Annotated in this window: 11 protein-coding genes; 8 read left to right on the top strand and 3 right to left on the bottom strand. The window is 63.4% G+C overall.

The features are described from left to right. Positions 1 to 4: 4 nt before the first annotated feature. Genes WC704_RS10425 through WC704_RS10415 form a run of 3 tightly spaced genes read left to right on the top strand, consistent with a single transcriptional unit; the run spans position 5 to position 5649 of the window. Complete coding sequence (locus WC704_RS10425) at positions 5 to 1630, top strand: alpha-glucosidase (RefSeq protein ID WP_372889847.1); 1626 nt, start codon at positions 5 to 7, stop codon at positions 1628 to 1630. Continuing rightward, positions 1627 to 3138, top strand: a complete 1512-nt coding sequence (locus WC704_RS10420) for a tryptophan halogenase family protein (RefSeq protein ID WP_372889846.1) — start codon at positions 1627 to 1629, stop codon at positions 3136 to 3138. Before WC704_RS10425 ends, WC704_RS10420 begins: the two co-directional genes overlap by 4 nt. Before the next feature lie 21 nt (positions 3139 to 3159). After that, positions 3160 to 5649 carry a TIM-barrel domain-containing protein gene (locus WC704_RS10415; RefSeq protein WP_372889845.1) on the top strand — a complete coding sequence of 830 codons (2490 nt, stop codon included), beginning with the start codon at positions 3160 to 3162 and terminating at the stop codon, positions 5647 to 5649. Between the two features lie 56 nt (positions 5650 to 5705). Here WC704_RS10415 and WC704_RS10410 read toward each other — a convergent pair whose 3' ends face one another. From WC704_RS10410 to WC704_RS10400, 3 genes are all read right to left on the bottom strand, one after another. Continuing rightward, positions 5706 to 8207, bottom strand: a complete 2502-nt coding sequence (locus WC704_RS10410; protein ID WP_372889844.1) for a glycoside hydrolase family 3 N-terminal domain-containing protein — start codon at positions 8205 to 8207, stop codon at positions 5706 to 5708. Positions 8208 to 8283: 76 nt separating this feature from the next. Further along, positions 8284 to 9537: an MFS transporter gene (locus tag WC704_RS10405; RefSeq protein ID WP_372889843.1), complete on the bottom strand. Its 1254-nt coding sequence runs from the start codon at positions 9535 to 9537 to the stop codon at positions 8284 to 8286. A 3-nt stretch (positions 9538 to 9540) separates the two neighbouring features. Next, the gene (locus WC704_RS10400) at positions 9541 to 10551 is read right to left on the bottom strand and encodes a LacI family DNA-binding transcriptional regulator (RefSeq protein ID WP_372889842.1); all 1011 of its coding nucleotides are present in this window, start codon (positions 10549 to 10551) and stop codon (positions 9541 to 9543) included. Positions 10552 to 10934: 383 nt separating this feature from the next. Between WC704_RS10400 and WC704_RS10395 the strand changes: the two genes are divergently transcribed. The 5 genes from WC704_RS10395 (at position 10935) to WC704_RS10375 (ending at position 19990) form a co-directional block, all read left to right on the top strand. Beyond that, complete coding sequence (locus WC704_RS10395) at positions 10935 to 14078, top strand: TonB-dependent receptor (protein ID WP_372889841.1); 3144 nt, start codon at positions 10935 to 10937, stop codon at positions 14076 to 14078. A gap of 117 nt (positions 14079 to 14195) precedes the next feature. Next, positions 14196 to 14972 (top strand): SapC family protein, encoded by a 777-nt coding sequence (locus WC704_RS10390; protein ID WP_372889840.1) that lies wholly within the window; start codon positions 14196 to 14198, stop codon positions 14970 to 14972. Further along, a complete protein-coding gene (locus tag WC704_RS10385; protein ID WP_372889839.1) occupies positions 14969 to 15973 on the top strand; it encodes a cupin-like domain-containing protein in 1005 nt (334 codons plus the stop codon). The genes WC704_RS10390 and WC704_RS10385 overlap by 4 nt, the downstream gene beginning before the upstream one ends. Next, positions 15970 to 17460: a tryptophan halogenase family protein gene (locus WC704_RS10380; protein WP_372889838.1), complete on the top strand. Its 1491-nt coding sequence runs from the start codon at positions 15970 to 15972 to the stop codon at positions 17458 to 17460. The genes WC704_RS10385 and WC704_RS10380 overlap by 4 nt, the downstream gene beginning before the upstream one ends. A 154-nt stretch (positions 17461 to 17614) precedes the next feature. Continuing rightward, positions 17615 to 19990: a TonB-dependent receptor gene (locus WC704_RS10375; protein ID WP_372889837.1), complete on the top strand. Its 2376-nt coding sequence runs from the start codon at positions 17615 to 17617 to the stop codon at positions 19988 to 19990. Positions 19991 to 20009: the final 19 nt, after the last annotated feature.

The raw sequence follows: 20009 nt of genomic DNA, 5'->3' as shown, positions 1-20009 counted from the left end.
CCCCATGACCCCATCGACTGCCCAACCACGACGCGACGCCGCCCCCCACAGCCCGTGGTGGAAGGGCGCCGCAATCTACCAGATTTACCCGCGCAGCTTTGCCGATTCGAATGGCGACGGGATCGGTGACCTCAACGGGATAACCGCGCATCTCGACCATGTTGCGGCGCTCGGCGTCGATGCGGTGTGGCTGTCCCCCTTCTTCACCTCGCCGATGAAGGATTTCGGCTATGACGTGGCCGATTATCGCGATGTCGACCCGATTTTCGGTACGCTCGCCGATTTCGACGCGCTGATCGACCGCGCCCATGCGCTCGGGCTGCGGGTCATCATCGACCAGGTTTATTCGCACACCTCGAACGAGCATCCGTGGTTTCAGCAGAGCCGCGCGAGCCGGTCGGGCGACAAGGCCGATTGGTACGTCTGGGCCGATGCCAAGCCCGACGGCAGCCCGCCCTCCAACTGGCAATCGGTGTTTGGCGGCCCAGCCTGGACGTGGGACGCGCGGCGCCAGCAATATTACATGCACAATTTCCTGAAGGAGCAGCCGCAACTCAACGGGCACAATCCGGCGGTGCAGCAGGAACTGCTCGATACCGCGCGGTTCTGGCTCGATCGCGGGGTCGATGGCTTCCGCCTCGACGCGATCAACTTCGCGATGCACGATCCCGCGCTGACCGATAACCCGCCTGCCCCCGCAACCAACCGCGCGCGCACGCGCCCCTTCGATTTTCAGCTCAAGCTGCACAATCAGGGCCATGCCGACATCCCGGCCTTCCTGGAGCGCATTCGCGCGTTGCTCGATGAATATGGCGCGTGCTTCACCGTCGCCGAGGTCGGTGGCGAGGATAGCGACCGCGAAATGAAGCTGTTCACCGCGGGCGGCTCCCGGCTCGACAGTGCCTATGGCTTCGACTTCCTCTATGCCGACCGCCTGACGCCCACGCTCGTCGCCGATGCCGTGGCGCGCTGGCCCAATGCGCCCGGCATTGGCTGGCCGAGCTGGGCGTTCGAAAATCACGATGCGCCGCGGGCGCTGTCGCGCTGGACCACGCCCGATCATGCCGCGGCGTTCGCGCGGATGAAAATCCTCTTGCTCGCCTGTCTGCGTGGCAACATCTTCCTGTATCAGGGCGAAGAACTTGGCCTGACGCAAGTCGACATCCCGTTCGATGCCCTGCTCGACCCAGAAGCGATCGCCAATTGGCCGATGACGTTGTCGCGCGATGGCGCACGCACGCCAATGCCGTGGACCGGTGCTGCGCCCGATCTTGGTTTTGGCAGCACGACCCCCTGGCTTCCCTTTGGCGAGGATCATGATGCGCTGGCGGCGGACCGGCAGCAGGCCGATTCGGGTTCGCTGCTGCACTGGACCCAGAAAGTGATCGCCACGCGCAACGCGCATCCCGCCTTGCGTCAGGGCGACATTCGCGTGCTTCACAGCGACGACGCGCTGCTCACCTTTGAACGGCGCGAGGAAGGGGAGCGGCTGCTGTGCGTGTTCAACCTTAGCGATGCCGCGCGTGCGTGGCCGACGGGCGTTGCGCAAAATGGGGCGGTGCTGCTCAGCGCCAACACGGTCGCGCCGAACATGCTACCTGCGTTTTCGGGGCTGGTGCTGCGCCCGTGAGCGAGACTGCGGCGGGCACAGCGATCGTCATCCTGGGCGGCGGCACCGCCGGGTGGATGGCGGCGTGCCTGATCGCACGGCGCTGGCCGCAGGCGCAGGTGACGCTGGTCGAAAGCGCCGATATTGGCATCGTCGGCGTCGGCGAAGGATCAACGCCGCAGCTAAAGCATTTTTTCGACCAGCTCGGCATCGCCGAGGCCGAATGGATGCCCGCGTGCGACGCCACCTACAAACTCGGCATCGGTTTTCACGGCTGGTCGGATCGCGCCGGATACGGTGCCTATTTCCACCCCTTCCCGACCGCTTTGGACAGCCACACCGCGCCCCATTTTTTCTACAACACCCGCGCCAGACGCACCGGGCGCGACGTTGTGGCGCATCCCGACCGGTTCCTGCTCCCTGCCCGGCTCGCAGCGGCCGGGTGCGCCCCGCAACCGGACCGCGCCTTCCCGTTCGAGCTGAGCTATGGCTATCATTTCGACGCGCATAAGGTCGGCGCATTTCTCGGCGCACATGCCACCGCCAAGCTCGGCGTGGTCCGGCTGCGGCGCACCATCGCCAAGGTCGAACGCGCCGCAACCGGCGCCATCGCCGCGCTGGTCTGCGACGATGGCGAACGCATCGCGGGCGATTTCTTCCTCGACGGCAGCGGTTTTCGCGGCGTGCTGTTTGAACAGACGCTTGGCGTGCCGTTCCTGCCCTTTGCGGAAAACCTGTTTAATGACCGCGCGGTCGTGCTCCCCACGGCGCGCGATGAACCCGCCCCATTGCCCAGCCAGACGCGCGCCACCGCGTTGAATGCGGGATGGGTGTGGGATATTCCGCTCACCAGCCGCACCGGCAACGGCTATGTCTATTCCAGCCGCCATCTTTCGCCCGATCAGGCCGAGGCCGAATTGCGCGGCCATCTTGGTGTGGGCGATGCGGGCACGGCGCGCCACCTGACGATGCGTGTCGGTCGCGTGGCGGAAAGCTGGTCGCACAATGCGCTCGCCATTGGCCTGGCGCAGGGTTTTATCGAGCCGCTGGAGGCAACCGCGCTGCACATCGTCATGGCGACGGTCGAGGCTTTCCTGGATGCGGTCGATGCCGACGGCTTTACCCCTGCCGCCCGCGCGCCCTTCAACCACAAGATCGCCGCCCGCTATGACGGGGTGCGCGACTATATCGTTGCGCATTACCGTCTCAACCAGCGCACGCAGGACCCGTTGGGATATTGGGCGGAGGCGCGTGCGATGCCGCATCTGTCGGATACGCTGAAAGGGCTGATGTCGGCCTGGTTCACCGGTGCCGATATGGCGGCGTTGGTCGAACAAACCGGCATCGCTCGCTATTACAGCGCGATCAGTTGGCATTGCCTGATGGCAGGCTATGGCACCTTTCCCGACGACGAGCGGCTCGTCGCGCCAGGGCCCGATATCGAACGGATCGATATGGCGCGGATCGACGACTTTCTCGATCGCTGCGCGTTGAATTTTCGCCCGCATCTCACCCACCTCCCCCGGTAAAATGAAATCGAGAGACACACCATGAAACGCCTCCTGCTCGCTGCCTTGCTGACCTCCGCCGCGCTGCCGCTCGCGACCACCGCAGCGCAAGCCGCCGCGCCTGCCGCTGTGCTGACGGCGCAGCCAGACGGCGTCGAAGTCTCCGCCAGCACACTGAAATTACGCGTGGTCGCGCTCAGCGATGATGTAATCCGGGTCCGCATCGCCCGCAACGGTAGCTATCCCGAGGATGCGAGCTGGGCCGTGCTGCCCGCACAACGCCGGGCCCGGGCGAAGGTGACGCCAACCACCGATGGTTTCACCACCGCTCGCGTGCGCGTGCGCATCGGTGCGGGCGGCGCGGTGACGTTCGAAACGCTCGACGGCAAAATCATCTCGGCGGATGCGGCCCCCGCCGCGCTCGACGGCAAGGGCTTTACGCTCCGCAAGGCATTGCCGATCGCCGAGCATTTCTACGGCCTTGGCGACAAGACCGGAGGCCTTGACCGGCGTGGCAAGGAATTTGTCGACTGGAATACCGACGCCTTCGGTTTCACCAGCGCCGACGACCCGATCTACAAGTCGATTCCGTTCTTCCTCTCGACCGGCGCGCCCGGCGGCAGCTACGGCATCCTGCTCGACAACACCTATCGCACCTGGTTCGATTTCGGCCACCGCGACGCCGATACGCTGACCTTTGGCGGCCCCGACGGCCCGATCGACTATTATTTCATCGCCGGTCCCAGCCTGCCCGATGTGACACGGCGTTACGCCACTCTCACCGGCCATGCACCGCTCGCCCCGAAATGGGCGCTTGGCTATCAACAGTCGCGCTACAGCTACACATCCGCCGACGAAATTCGCGAAATCGCCCGCCATTTGCGGGCTGATCGCGTGCCGACCGACGTTATCTGGATGGACATCGACTATCAGGACCGCAACCGGCCCTTCACCACCAACCCCAAGACCTTCCCCGATGTGCCCAAACTGGCTGCCGACATGAAGGCGCAAGGGATCAAGCTGGTCGCGATCACCGATCTGCACATCGCCAAGGCCGATACCGATTACGGCCCCTATGCCAGCGGCAAGCAAGGTGACGAATTCGTCAAAAATCCCGATGGCACCGACTATGTCGCACCGGTTTGGCCCGGAGCATCGGTCTTCCCCGATTTCTCGCAGGCGAAGTCGCGGACCTGGTGGGGCACGCTCTATAAGGGGTTCGTCGACAACGGTATTGCCGGTTTCTGGAACGACATGAACGAACCGGCGATCTTCAACACGCCGACCAAGACGATGCCGCTCGACACCGTTCACCGCGTCGCCAGCGATGATTTCGCGCCGCGCACGAGTGACCACCGCGAGCTGCACAACGTTTATGGGATGCTGAACACCCGCGCGACCTATGACGGGCTGCTGACGCTGCGGCCCGACGAGCGTCCGTTCGTAATGACGCGCGCCAGCTATGCCGGGGGGCAGCGCTACGCCGTCACCTGGACCGGCGACAACAGCGCGACCTGGGATCACCTGAAACTGTCGGTCCACCAGATCATCAATCTCGGCCTGTCCGGATTTGCGTATAGTGCCGCGGACGTGAGCGGCTTTGCGGGCGGCCCGAGCGCCGATCTCCTGACGCGCTGGTTCGAGATTGGGGCCTTCACCCCCGTCTTTCGCGACCATAGCGCCACCGGCACGCCGCGCGTCGAGCCCTGGGTCGATGGCCCCGATCATCTCGCGATCCGGCGACGCTTCGTCGAGGAACGCTATCGCCTGATGCCCTATTTCTATGCGCTGGCGGACCAGAACACCCGGCTTGGCGATCCGATCATGCGACCGGTCTTCTATGACTATCCAAGCGCGGCCAATATGGGCTGCAATCAATCAATGACGTTCACGCTCGGCAAGGCGCTGCTGATCGCCCCCCCACCAAGCCCGGAATCGCCGCAAACCTATGATGTGTGCCTGCCGGAAGGCGGCTGGTACGATTATTGGACCGGGCTGCGTGCCGGCACCTTCGAACCGACCGGCAACGGGCCAATCCAGTCAGCGACACAAGCCGTGCCGACCGCGCGCACCAAGAGCGAGCGCGTCCTCGAAACACCACGGCTCGACCGCCTCCCCATCTTCGTCCGGGCGGGCACGATCCTGCCGCGACAGCCGCTGGTACAGAGCACCGCGCAGACGCCATCAGGACCGCTGATGCTCGACATTTATCCCGGCGACGACTGCAACGGTACGCTCTACGAGGATGATGGAACCTCGCTCGCGTATCAGCGCGGCGCGTTCCTCCGCCAAACCGTGCGTTGCAGCGTGACGGCGAATGGCGTTGCGATCGCCTTTGACGATCGCGCGGGCAGCTTCAAACCGTGGTGGTCGCAAATTACGCTCACCGTTCATGGCTGGAAGGATCAAGCCAAAGCGACCCAGAACGGCAAACGTATCGCCACGCAGCAGGACACGCCCGCCGGAACGACAAGCTTCACCATCGCAGCCCCCGCCAAAGCGACGCGGATCGACCTTACCAGGGCACTGTGAGGTAACCGAAAGAACTGGGGCCCCGCCCGCTTCGAAAAAGCGCGCGGGGCCCTTCCTCAACCACCGACGCCTTCATCCCCGCAGCGCAGCACGGTATCGGCAACAAGCCCCGTCGCCACCCGCGCGATGCTGACCTCCAGCGGCTGCGCGGTGCGAAGCGCAAACGGTGCATCGACCCGCATCATTTCGGAGGCCTTGCCAAAGCATTTGAAGGGAATGCCGATCGAACGCCACGTCCCCACGGGCAAGGCGCTCGCCGGGATCTTCAGCGTCCCGCGACAGGTGCCGCCGCATGAAACCCCCAGGGTCACATCCGCACCCGCCGGGGAATCGAGCCGCAGCGTGGTGACCTGTAGCACATCGCCATTGGTCTCCCGCCCGAGATCGACGGGATCGGTCGTCCGTACCTCGATGGCCTGTGGCCCACCCCCGGCGAGCGAGAAGTGCCGCGCGCCTTCCTGCACGCCATAATCGACCGCCGTCACCTTTACCCGGCCGTTCAGGGCCTGCGCGGGCACCGTGGTGATCCGCGTGGCTGCACCAGCCCCGTCGCCAACTTGCAGCGACCAGCCCGGCGTTGCGCGCCCCGCGGCGAAATACACGCCATCCGTGCCCGTATCGGCGACACCGGGGTCTTCCGACAACGGTTGCCACGGTGAAGCCGCCTCGTGCCCGCTCAAACCATAACCAAAGGGAAACAGCGCCCGGTCGCCGGGTTTCGCGGTCAACGGCCACGCCGCCGGCAATTTGCCCGTGAACGGCTCCGCGACCGTGCTCGCGGCAAACAATCGGTCGGCGACGCCAGCGCCTTCGGTGCCGGGCAACCACGCAACGACGAAAGCGTCGGCGGCGTTCAACTCCGGGTTCACGAATAGCGGTCGCCCGGTCAACATCACCGCCACGACCGGGATGCCCTGCGCCTTCAACCGCTGCATCGTTGCCAGCGGCGCGCGCAATTCGGGGCGCAATTGCAGCGACTTTATGTCGCCCTGGAACTCGGCATAAGGGGTTTCGCCGAACATCACGATCGCCGCGTCGGGCCGTTTGGTAAACGTGCCGTCGGGCGCCAATTCGGCGTGCCCGCCGCCCGCCGCGACGGCTTGCTCAATCCCGGCCCACAGGCTGGTGGCGCCGGGGAATTTGCTGTTGTCGAGCCCGGTTCCCTGCCAGCTAATCGTCCAGCCGCCCGATTGGCGCGCAATGTCATCCGCACCATCGCCCGCGACGAGGATATTGGCCTGAGGCTTCAATGGAAGAATGCCCGTATTCTTCAGCAACACCAGCGACTTGCCGACCGCTTCACGCGCCACCGCACGATGCGCCGCCGCGCCCAACACGCTCCAGTCGCCAGCCAAAGGTCGCGACGATGGCTTGCCCGCCTCGAACAGCCCCAACCGGAACTTTACCCGCAGGATGCGCGCGACCGCATCGTCGAGCCGCGCCATCGGCACGGTGCCGTCTTTCACCTGCGCGAGCAGCGACGCGTATAGCGGTCGCCAGCTATCGGGTGCCATATACATGTCGACCCCGGCGTTGATCGCTTGCGGACAGCTTTCGTTGCTGCATCCGGCGATCTGGCCATGCGCGTTCCAGTCGGTGATGACGAAGCCGCCAAAGTGCATCCGGCCCTTCAGCACGTCGGTAACCAGGCCCTTGCTGCCCGCGATTTTCTGCCCCTGCCAGCTCGAAAAGCTGGTCATCACGGTGGCGACCCCGGCGTCGATCGCCGGGATATAGGGCTTGCCGTGAATGTCACGCAGCTCGGTCTCGCTGATCCTGGCGTCGCCCTGGTCGCGCCCTTCGAAAGTGCCGCCATCGGCGAGGAAGTGCTTGGTGCTCGCCAGCACATGCGGCCCGGCCAAAATGCGGCTGCCATCGGGTTTGCCCTGCAAGCCGATAATCATCCGCCCGACATAGCTGGCAACCAGATCCGGATTGGACGAATAGCCTTCATAGGCGCGCCCCCAGCGATAATCCTGCGGTACGGTGATGGTCGGCGCGAAGGTCCACTCCTGCCCGGTGGTGCGGATTTCAGCCGCCGTCGCCGCACCGATCCGCTCGATCAGCGCCGGGTCGCGCATCGCGCCCAGGCCGATATTCTGCGGGAACAGCGTTGCACCGATGATGTTGCTGTGGCCGTGAACGGCATCGATTCCCCACAGGATCGGAATACCTGCGCCGCCAGCCGAACGATCGACCGAGGCATCGTAAAACGCATCGGCCAAAGCCAGCCATTTCGGCGCGAGCGCAAAGTCGTCACCGCCCGGGCCGGAATTGCCGCCATTCAACACCGAACCGAGATGATAGCGGCGAACATCATCGGGCGTCACGCTGCCGATATCGGCCTGGATGACCTGACCGACTTTTTCCTCAACCGTCATGCGGTTGAGCAAATCGGTAATGCGCGCCTCATCGTCGCTTTTGGCCATTACGGGCCAGGCGACTTCGGGCCACAATGCGGGGTGAACGACGGGCGCGCCAACCGGCTCCGCCGCCTGGAGCGCCCCTGCGCCGATGACAACGGAAAAAGCGGCGCAAACCGCAAGCTTCGGGATCATGCCCCCTCCTCCAGAATCCGGTCGTCACCTTCGCGGCGGATCGGCCACGGTTGTTGACAACGTTGACAAGGCGCTGTCAAGCTCCTGTGACGATGCTGCGTTCCTCAACGGGCGGGAAAACGAAGACCACCACGACCGTGGCAAGTGCGACCGCGGCCAGGATCAGGAGGATCGATCCTTGCGGAGCAAACAACGCCAGCGCGATCAATTGCGGTGCCAAAGCCTGCGCCAGCTTACGCGTTATCGTCGCCACGGCGTAAACGCGCACCGCATATCCGGCGGCATGTTCGTCCTGTTCGCAAGCCGCCACCGCACCGGGGACGAGCGACCAGAACATCACCGACATCCCCTGCACCGCGATGATCGACACCGTGATGCACACCAGCATTGGCACCAGCCCCTTGCTCGCCAGTGCCAACAGCACCGCCGCAAACATCAGCACCGCCCCGACGCGCAAGGTACGCGCCTGCCCGATCCGTTCGGCAAGCCTGCTCCACAAGGGGGCCGTCAACAGCAGCGAGAAGGAGGGAGCCAGGGCGACATAATATCCGATGCCGGGGGCACCAATCTGTTCGAACAGGAACAGCAAAGACTTGTTGAGCAAGGTGACCGACAGTCCAACCATCAGGATGGTCGCCATCAGCCGCCGCAACGCCGACGACCGCACCACTAGTGCGAACATCTCGGCGATCGTGTGGCCAAGATGCAGGCGCGCGGTGGTGGGCGGTGCCACGCGCTCGCGCGTGCCCCAACTCGTCGCAAAAAAGGCAGGCATCGCCAACCCCGCGAGAATGAGTGCGCCCAGCCGAAAATCCGCGCCGCCCGCACGCCCGGTGGGTAGCAGCGCGTAGGTCAGCGCTGCGATCAAGCCTCCGAGCGCCGCCCCCTGCATCCGCGCGCTGGTCAGCACCAGATGATCGTTCGGGTCGGGCGAAATCCGCGCCGTCAACGCGCCATAGGGGATGTTGCCGACACCATAAGCGAAGCGCAACGCCAGGTAGGTAACCAGCGCATAGCCGGGGACCCATGCACGCGGCACCGGTGGCGGGACAAAGGCGAGACAGAGCAGAAGCACCGACAACGGCCCTCCGACCGACACCCACGTTCGCAGCGGAATGCGCGGTGCCAGTCGATCCGCCACCGCGCCGACCAGCGGGTCCGTCACCCAATCAACCGCAGCACCCGCCAGAAAAATGCCCGCCGCAATCTCCGGGGCCATGCCGAGTTCGCGGATGTAGTAAAACAGCAGATACAGCTCGATCGACTGCCACACGAAATTGAAGCCAAGGTCGCCCGCCGCATAATACCAGGACTCCCACCGGCGTAGCATTGCCTAGGCGTGCGGTGGCGCGGCGGATTCGCGGATCAGGAGCGTGTGTGGATGCACCACGCGCGCAAGCGGCTCGCGATCCTCCAGTTGCGCGATCAGCATCTCGGTCGCCGCCACCGCCATTTCGAACACGGGCTGCCGCACCGTGGTCAGCCGTGGCCAGGTGATTCGCGAAACCTCCGAATCATCGAAACCGACGATGGAGAGCCGATCGGGGATCGACAGGCCAATTTCGCGCGCCGCCATCATCGCCCCCACCGCCATATCGTCATTTTGCGCCAGAATCGCGGTTGGCCGGTCGGGCCGCGCCAGGATATTCCGCCCGGCGGCAAGGCCGCTGTCGAAGGTAAACATCCCCGGCTCGATCCTGTCGAAGCGCAATTCGAGCCCGGCCTGATGGAAGGCCTGCATATAGCCGAGCATCCGCGCTTCGGTTGAAGGATGCGTCGGATCACCGCGAATGATTGCGATTTCGCGGTGCCCAAGACCAATCACATAGGCCGCGATTTCGCGGGCTGCGGCGACGTCATCGACCAGATTGCTGGGTGCCGCCTCGATCATGCGCGTCGGCGCAATCCGCGCACAGCGAATGCGCGCTTCCTTCAACTGATTGAGAATCAACGGATGGTCCGATGCCGGCGGAGCCAGCACGACGCCATCCAGCGCCGCCGACCGCAGCAGCCCAACCACCTCCGCCGCATTTTCCTGCACCGATCGGATCGGGATCACCACGAGCCGATAGCGTTCGTTGGTCAGCCGTTCGAGCACGCCCTTCTGCAATTCGACAACGTAGCTTGGGCTCGGATTTTCGTAGACCAGGCCGATCATGTGCGATTTTCGCCGGACGAGCGCCTGCGCGAACACGTTTGGGTGATAATCCAGCGAATCCGCCGCTGCCCGCACGCGCTGTTTTACGGCATCGCTGACATGCGGCTCACCATTCAGTACGCGCGACACCGTTTTGGCCGAAACCCCGGCCAACCGCCCCACATCGACAATCGTCGTTCGCTTCATGCTGCTCCAACCCGCTCGTGATCCCGAATAGACCAGATCACACGCGCTCGCGCTAGGGCCCCTGATAACGTTGACATGATGCCCGCACCGCAGATTTTACCGGATTTATACGTGAGCGCAGAACCAATTGGGTAGCCACACCGTAGAGAGAAATACATAAATTATTATAATATAATAATTTTATTGACTTCCCTTCCCTCTTGCAGCGTCGGTACGGAATCGCATGACGGCGTCATCGCCGTTCGTAAAGCGCGTTCGCGTCCATAAAGAACTGTTGACAACGTAGGACAATATGATAGCGCCATCGACGTCGTGTCTAATGGGGCCACGGCGGTCCGTTTAAAGCGTCCAGATAAGGTCGCGTCATTTTGGGAGGGGGCTCAATGAAGGGCTTTGGTCATGCGTCGGCTTATGTCTGGTCGACTTCGATAGCAGCGCTTGCCGTGGGCCTCGCGCTCCCACAGGCCGCCAATGCGCAGAGCGCACCGGCCCCGGCTCCGCAGGACGGGGGCAAGCCCGCCGAACCGACGACAGGCGACGACATCGTCGTCACCGGCGTTCGCGCCAGCCTTGAGCGGTCGATCGCGATCAAACGCAATTCCACCGGCATTGTCGACGCGATTTCGGCCGAAGACATTGGCAAGTTCCCCGATACCAATTTGGCGGAATCGCTGCAACGCATCACCGGAGTGTCGATCGACCGCGTGAACGGCCAGGGCGCGCAAGTTACCGTGCGTGGCTTCGGCCCGAGCTTCAATCTCGTCACGCTCAACGGTCGTACGCTGGCCTCGTCCTACGTCCAGACGGTCGGTGGCGACGAAAGCGCCGACGGCACGGTTGGCGTGACCCGCTCGTTCGACTTCTCGAACCTCGCTTCGGAAGGCGTAAAGACACTGGAAGTGTACAAGACGGGTCGCGCCGCCGTCCCCTCGGGCGGCATCGGCGCGACGATCAACGTCGTTACGCGCCGCCCGCTCGATTCGCGCCAGTCCGGCTTCAATGGCTCGCTTGGCGGCAAGCTCAATTACGACACCAGCGCGAATGACTGTGTCGATTGCGGCTCGGCGGCCACCCCGGAAATCACCGGGCTGGCGAGCTGGTCCAACCCTGACCAAACCTTCGGCGTATCGCTGTTCGGCAGCTATCAGGAACGCCATTTCTCGACCGTGTCGGCAACGTCCAACGCCTGGAACATCCGCACGCTCGCCGATTTCCTTAACCCCAGCAACGGCTTCGTCAACGCAGCAACCACAATCAACAACCGGCCGAGCGACCCGAACCAGTTGGTCTCCGTCCCCAATGACAGCCGCTACCACTTTTCGGACGACAAATATCAGCGCCTGAACGGCCAGGCGATCGTCCAGTTCAAGCCGACCGACGCGCTGACCATCACCGCAGACGCGCTATACGCCCGCACGGTGCAGAGCGAGCAGCGCTCGGATGAATCGAACTGGTTCAACCGCCCGTTCGATGTCGTCACCTTCGACAGCAACAAGGCCGTTGCCACCACGACCTACCTTCACGAGACCGTTGCCGGCGTGAAGGATGAAGGTTTCGAACAGCAAGCGCGCGCGCAGAAGAACCAGCTTGAGGATTACGGGCTCAACGCCAAGTGGGACATCGCACCCAACTTCACGCTGACGATCGATGGCCATTACGGCAAGTCGTCGGTGCTTCCCAACAATCCCAACGGCTCCAGCTCGACGCTGGTTGGCCTTGGCGCCAACGTCGTCACCGCGCACTCGGTCGATTATAGCGGCGCAATTCCGGTGCAGGACATCAGCATCAGCGATGCTTCGCTGCCTGGCGGCAACCATAATGGTGTGCTCGACGTGAACGATGTCGGCTCGTCGATTGGGCGGACCTTCACCACCAGCCAGCGCCAGAAGGTCAAGGAAGTTCGCGCCGATTTCGGCTGGGATCTGGGCGGCGGCAGCCGGTTCGACTTTGGCGGCCTGTACCGCGACACCGATACCAACCAGCAATTGACCTCGACCCAGCAGACGCTGGGCAATTGGAGCGTCGATTTCCCCGGCGACGTCCAGAAAATCGCCCCCGGTGTGCTGAAGGACTTCTGCCTGCTGTGCAAATTCCACAGCTATGATCCCAAGGCGACGGGTGCCAATCTGGTCGCCTTCCGCGGCGACGCGCTGGCGCTCTACAGCGCGCTCTCGTCATCCTATGCGGCGAAGGGCAATGCGGTGTCGATCACTGCCAGCCAGAACAATACGGTCAAGGAAACGATCTACGCCGGTTATGCGCAGGTAACCTGGAAGGGCGAGATTGCCGGCCATGACGCAAGCCTGGTGGCGGGGGCGCGCTATGAACATACCAAGGATGAAGCGATCTCGCTGCAGTCAGTGCCCAATCAGATTGCCTGGGTCGCCGACAACGACTTCACGATCAGCGTCGGGTCGAGTCCGCAAAACCTGGTTGGCCACGGATCTTATGACAACATCCTGCCATCCTTCGATTTCCAGGTGGAGCTGAAACGCAATTTGATCGGCCGCTTCTCGGCCAGCCGGACGATTGCGCGGCCGAACTATGACAATTTGTTCGCCTCAACCAGCGTGTTCGCCCCGTCGCGGCCTACCGCGATCGGCGGGGTTGCCACCGCCAACACTGGCAACACCGATCTGGCTCCGCTGATCTCGGACAATTTTGATCTCTCGTTTGAATATTATTTCAAGCCCGACAGTTATTTCTCGGCGGGCTTCTTCGACAAGCGCGTGCACAATTTCATCGGCACGGGGCTTTCGAACGGGTCGCTGTTCGGCCTGCGCGACCCAAGCTCGGGTACAGCAGGAACGCTATCGGGAACAGCCAGGGCCGCGCTCAGCGCGCTTGGTGCCGACATTAGCGACGTCAACCTGTTCACCTACTCCGCTTTGCTCCAGCGGGATGGCGCAGCGGCGGCGGCGACGCAGTTCAACGCGCATTACAGCTCGGTCACCAAGACGGTCGATCAAGCCTTCGTCAATCAGATCTTGTCAGCGGTTGATATCAACGGTTCGGCGTCCGATCCCTTGTACAACTTCACCATTTCGCGGCCGATCAACAACAAGGATGCGGAGATTTACGGCTTCGAAATCGCGGGCCAGTATTTCTTCGGGCGGACGGGCATCGGCGTATCGGGCAGTTTCACTTATGTGAAGGGCGATGTCGGCTTCAACAATGCCGGTGATCCCAATGTCGACCAGTTCGCGCTGACCGGCCTCAGCAACACCGCCAACGCCACGCTGATCTATGACAAGCACGGCATTTCGGCACGGCTCAGCTACAATTGGCGTGACAAGTTCCTGTCGCAACTCAACCGCGACAGCTACAAGAACCCGGTCTACACCAAGGCGTTCGGTCAGCTCGACATGAACATCAGCTATGATCTCAACAAGAAGATCGCATTGTCGGTCGAAGCAATCAACCTGACCAACGCGAGCTTGCGCACCTATGGCCGTTCGGAAAACAACGTCTGGTTCGCTCAGGAATTGCAACGCCGCTTCCTGTTCGGTGCACGCTACCGCTTCTGAGTTCCTCCACCTCGCCGGGTGCTTCCGCAACGGAGCACCCGGTTATTTTTGGGGCGCTTTCGGTCGCGCGAATCCAGCGCCGCTTGGCGCAATCCCGATCGGTGATTACCACAGCGTATGAGCAACACGGTTCTTCTCGATACCATCGCCCATGCCGATTTGCGCGTCGCGATCGGCTATTCCGCTCTCTTTGGCGATGCGGTGAACGAATGCGTTCTCTTTCCCGGCGAAATCGACGAGGCGCAGCGCGATTATCCCATTCTGCTCCGCCGCGACGACGCTGGAGCATTTTACGCGGTCGCGCTGCTTGGGCTCGACCGCGACGAAAACCTGTTTCTGGGTGCCGTCGGATGGCAGGCCCGGCACATCCCTGTAATCCATCAGCGCGGGCCGTTCCTGATCGGTCTGGTCGATCGCACGATTGAGGGGCAGACGCGGCGCGAGCCGATGCTGCATGTCGATCTCGACCACCCCCGCATCGCCGCAGCATCGCAAAGCCCCAATGCACAGGCCGTGTTCCTGCCGCATGGCGGATCGTCCCCATATCTCGACCATATCGTGCGCGTATCGCAGGTCCTCCACGACGGGCATCAGCAGCGCGACGCGATGTTCACCGCCTTCGAACAGGCCGACCTGATCGAGCCTGTCACACTGGAAATCGCGCTTGACGCGCATACCCGTTATGATGTGCCCGGCTGCTTCACGATCGGCACCGGTCGGCTGGCGCGGCTCGACCCCGCCACGCTGCACACGCTCAACCGGAGCGACTATTTGGGGCACGCCTTCCAGATCGCGTCCTCGCTCGGCAATGTCGCGCGGTTGATCGAGCTCAAGAACCGCAAGCGCCGCGCCGAATTGGGCGAACCCCAAGCGGTCGCGCCGGTCCCGGTATGAGCGACCCCGCGCCGGAACCGCTGCTCGATCCGGCGGGCTTGATCGCGCAACAACAGCCCGTCGTGCTGCACGGCTTGGTGCGGAATTGGCCGCTGGTCGCCAAGGGCCTTCACGGGCCCGAAGCGGCGGTGGCGTATCTCAAGTCCTTCTACACCGGCACCGCGGTGGTCGGGTATAGCGGCCCGCCCGAGATTGGCGGCCGGTTCTTCTACAATGCCGATATGACCGCGATGAATTTCACCGCGACGCGCGTGAAGCTCGATGCCTTTCTCGACCGGATGCTCGCCACGCTGGACGATGCGCAAGCGGATGCGCTCTACGTCGGCTCGACCGACCTCGACACCTATCTCCCCGGCTTTCGTGCCGAAAACGATCTGGCCCTTCCACCCGAGGCGTTTGGCGGTGCCACGCCGCTCGCCAGTATCTGGATCGGCAATCGCACCACGGCGGCCACGCATTACGACATGTCGAACAACATCGCCTGTTGTCTGGTCGGGCGGCGGCGCTTCACGCTGTTTCCACCCGATCAGGTCGCCAACCTCTATCCCGGCCCACTCGAACCGACACCGGGAGGACAGGTAGTCAGCATGGTCGATCTTCGCGCGCCCGATCTCGATCGCTATCCGCGCTTCGCCAAGGCGCTGGCAACCGCGCAGGTGTTCGATCTCGAACCCGGCGACGTGCTCGTCTATCCGGCCTTGTGGTGGCACAATGTCGAGGCGCTCGATGCCTTCAACGTGCTGGTCAATTATTGGTGGAATGCAGCCCCGCGCTTCCTCGACACGCCGATGACTACGCTGCTGCACGGCCTGCTCAGCCTGCGCGACCGCCCTTTGACCGAAAAGCAGGCATGGCGCGCGCTGTTCGACCATTATGTGTTCGGCCCGGCGGACATCGCTGGCGAGCATCTTCCCGAAGCGGCGCGCGGGCCGCTTGCCCCGCTCGATGACCTCACCGCCCGCCGTTTGCGCGCGCATTTGCTGCAAAGGTTGAACCGATGAGCCATTCGGACGCGCAGACGATCAAGCGCGTGGTGATCGCGGGCGGCGGCACGGCGGGCTGGGTCGCGGCGGCGGCGCTGTCGAAGCATCTCGGGCCCCTGCTCGATATCGTGCTGATCGAATCCGACGAAATCGGCACGGTCGGCGTCGGCGAGGCGACGATCCCGACGATCCGCACCTTCCACCGCTTCCTCGAACTCGACGAGCGCGATTTTATGCGCGCGACGCAGGCAACCTTCAAACTCGGCATCGCCTTTGAAAATTGGGCGCGGCGCGGGGATCGCTACATCCATTCCTTCGGTCGCGTCGGCCAATCGATCTGGATGGGCGATTTCCAGCATATGTGGCTGCGCGCGCGCGCCGAGGGTGTGGGCGGCGCGCTGGGCGATTATTGTTTCGAGCTGACCGCCGCCGAAGCAGGCCGCTTCGCCACCGGGCCCGACGCCAAGATCAACTATGCCTATCATCTCGACGCATCGCGCTACGCGCTCTTCCTGCGCCAGTTCAGCGAAGCGCGCGGCGTCACCCGCGTCGAAGGCACAATCGGCCAGGTTCACCAGCATCCCGAAACGGGCTTCATCGAAGCGCTCGACCTCGCCGATGGCCGCCGGATCGAAGGCGATCTGTTCATTGATTGCACGGGCTTTCGCGGGCTGCTGATCGAGCAGACGCTGAAGGCGGGCTATGAGGATTGGAGCCACTGGCTCCCCACCAACCGCGCGCTTGCGGTGCAGACCAAGGCGGTTCAGCCGGCTTTGCCTTATACCCGCGCGATCGCGCATGAAGCGGGCTGGCAATGGCAAATCCCGCTGCAACACCGCGTCGGCAATGGTCTGGTCTATTGCAGCGATTATCTGTCGGACGATGCCGCGCACGCAAAGCTGCTCGCGCACATCGACGGCGAAACGATCACCGATCCGCGCCTGATCCGCTATGTCACCGGTCGCCGCAAACGCGTGTGGGACAAGAATTGCGTGGCACTGGGGCTCGCCAGCGGTTTCGTCGAGCCGCTGGAATCGACCAGCATCCACCTCATCATGATCGGCATTACGCGCCTGATCCAGTCCTTCCCGTTCAGCGGGATCAAGCCCGCGCTTGTGCAGCATTACAACGCGCTCGCCGAAACCGAGCTGGAGCGCGTGCGCGACTTCATCATCCTGCATTATCATTTGACCAAGCGCAGCGACGATCCGTTCTGGGACCGCTGCCGCACGATGGACATTCCCGCCACGCTTGCGCAGCGCATCGCCTTGTTCCGTGAGGCGGCGCTCACCCCGCAAACCGCCGACGACCTGTTCCAGGCCGATTCCTGGCTGCAAGTGATGCTAGGCCAGCGGCTGGAGCCCGCCAGCTATCACCATATGGGGCATATGCTCAGCATCGAGCATATGCAGCGCGCGCTCGATGACCTGAAGGGCAGCATCGCCAGCGCGGTTGCGCGGATGCCCACGCATCAAGCCTTTCTTGACGGATATTGCGCGTCCTGACGGCGTCAGCCCGCCCTGATCCATGCCCCGAAATGCGGAACACGGCACAGTGAGAGCACCATAAGGGTGGGACGCCCGCTATTAATATCTATATTCCATTGTATATAGCGAGTCGCCGACGCGGAGTGCCGTGGGCCAAAAGCTGGGGATTTACATGCGATTGTCGATCTATGCCGCTACCGTGTCAGCGGTTGCCGTGCTGGCACTCATGCCCTGCGTAGCCAACGCCCGCCCTACCGCCGATGCGCCGAAAACAGACGTTACGATTGATACCAATAGCGACATCGTCGTCACCGCGCGCCAGCGGGCCGAGGATCTGGAAAAGGTGCCGCTCGCCGTGTCGGTGGTCGGCGGCGCGCTGCTCGACCGGTCCTACACCGTCAACACCAGCCAGTTGAGCCTGCTGGTGCCCGCGCTCAACTACAGTTCGGCCAACCCGCGCAACACCGCCTTCACCATCCGCGGCCTCGGCAGCAGCGTCGTCGCGGTCAGCCAGGCCAATGACGGGCTGGAACCCGGCGTCGGCTTCTATGTCGACCAAGTCTATCACGCCCGCCCCGCCACCGCCGCGTTCGATTTCTCGGATATCCAGCAAATCGAGGTGCTGCGCGGGCCGCAAGGCACGCTGTTCGGCAAGAACACCACTGCGGGCGCGATCAATATCACCACCCGCGCGCCGACCTTCACCCCCGAAGCGAGCGAGGAACTGTCGGTTGGCAGCTTCAACTTCGTCCAGGCCAAGGCCTCGGCCTCGGGGCCGCTGATCGGCGATACGGTCGCGTTCCGGCTATCGGGGCTGGTCACGCGGCGCGACGGCGTGATCGACAATGTCCGCACCGGTGCCAAGGAAAACGGCATCGGCAACCAGGCGGTGCGCGCGCAGATTTTGTTCAAGCCGACCACCGATTTCCAGCTTCGCCTGACCGGCGATTTCACCAATTTCGAAAGCGAATGCTGCACCCAGGTCTATTTGCGCGTCGGCCAGAGCCTGCGGGCCCCTTCCCGGCAATATCCGGCGCTGGCGGCGCTGTTCAACTATACCCCGCCCAGCACCAATCCGTATGACCGCGTCACCGATATCGACGCAGCCTTGGGCGTGAACACGAATGAAGGCGGCGTCTCGGCGATTGCCGACTGGAATGTCGGTTTCGCGACGCTCACCTCGGTCAGCGCGTGGCGCTTCTGGAACTGGGATGCCGCCAATGACCGCGATTATACCGGCATCCCGGTCCAGCTTACCCAGCACATCCCGTCGCGCCAGGATCAGTACAGTCAGGAACTGCGCCTTGCCTCGAATGGCGACCACCGGCTCGGCTATGTCGCGGGCCTGTATTTCTTCGACCAGAAAATCACTGGCGAGCCGATTAGCATCTACGGCCCGGCAGCGGCTTATTATCTGATCGGCCAGACCACCGGCACCCCCGCCGTCGCGGTGCCCGCCAATTTGCTCGACGGTTATGGCACCGACGGCCACACCCGGCTGAAGGAAGACAGCTATGCCGCCTTTGCCGAGCTCAATTACAAGATCCTGCCGCGCCTCACCCTGACCGGTGGCCTGCGCTACACCTATGAAGTGAAGGACGGTACTTACGACACCACCGTGTCCGGCGGCCCCGCCACCACCAACACGACGCTCCTCAACGCGCGGCTCGGCGTGCTGCGCCCGCAAAGCTATGTCGCGCATGACCGCGAGAGCAACGTGTCGGGCCGCGCCAATCTCGCCTGGCAGGCGACCGACACCGTGCTGCTCTATGGCGGTTACGCACGCGGCTTCAAATCGGGTGGGATCAACCTGTCGGGCTTGCCGCTCAACGCCGCCAACCAGCCGGTGCTGACCACCGCCGTAATCCGCCCCGAACTCAACACCACCTATGAAGGCGGGATCAAGGCGGCGCTGTTCGACCGTCGGCTGGTGGCGAATATCGCGGGCTATTACACCGATGTTCGCGATTTCCAGGCGACGATCGTCGACAGTTCGCAAACCGTGGCGCTCCGCGGTTACCTGTCCAACATTCCCAAGGTGACGGTGAAGGGCTTTGAGGCCGATGTCACCGCCAACGTCACCCGCGCGTTTCAACTGCGTGGCAATGTTGCTTATGCGGACGGCAGATATGCAAAGTATCCGGCTGGCCCCTGCCCACTCGAAGTACAGACCGCCGCGACCACTGCGTGCAACTTGACCGGTCGCCCGCTCGCCGGGTTACCGAAATGGTCGACCACCATCGGTGGGGATTACACGCTGCCGGTCGGCAGCGCGGCGCTGATCCTGCACGCCGATTCAAGCTGGCGCACGAGTTATTATGGCGACCCCAGCCTGTCGAAATACACGCTGATCGACGGCTACAACGTCACCAACGCCAGCCTTGGCCTGCGCAGCAAAAGCGGGCTCGAGGTCGCAGTATTCGCGCGCAACCTGTTCAACGCCAATTATATTCAGAATCTGACGATCCAGGCGGGCAATTCCGGCCTGATCCTCGGCACCCCCAGCGACCCGCGCGTAATCGGCATCACCTTGCGGGCGCGGCAATAACCGCTGCGCCTCCCCATCA

Origin of the sequence: Sphingomonas sp., assembly GCF_041661885.1 — a bacterium.
Lineage (GTDB): Bacteria > Pseudomonadota > Alphaproteobacteria > Sphingomonadales > Sphingomonadaceae > Sphingomonas.
The sequence above is the reverse complement of the archived record's forward strand: the minus strand, read 5'-3'. Positions and strand labels throughout refer to the sequence as shown.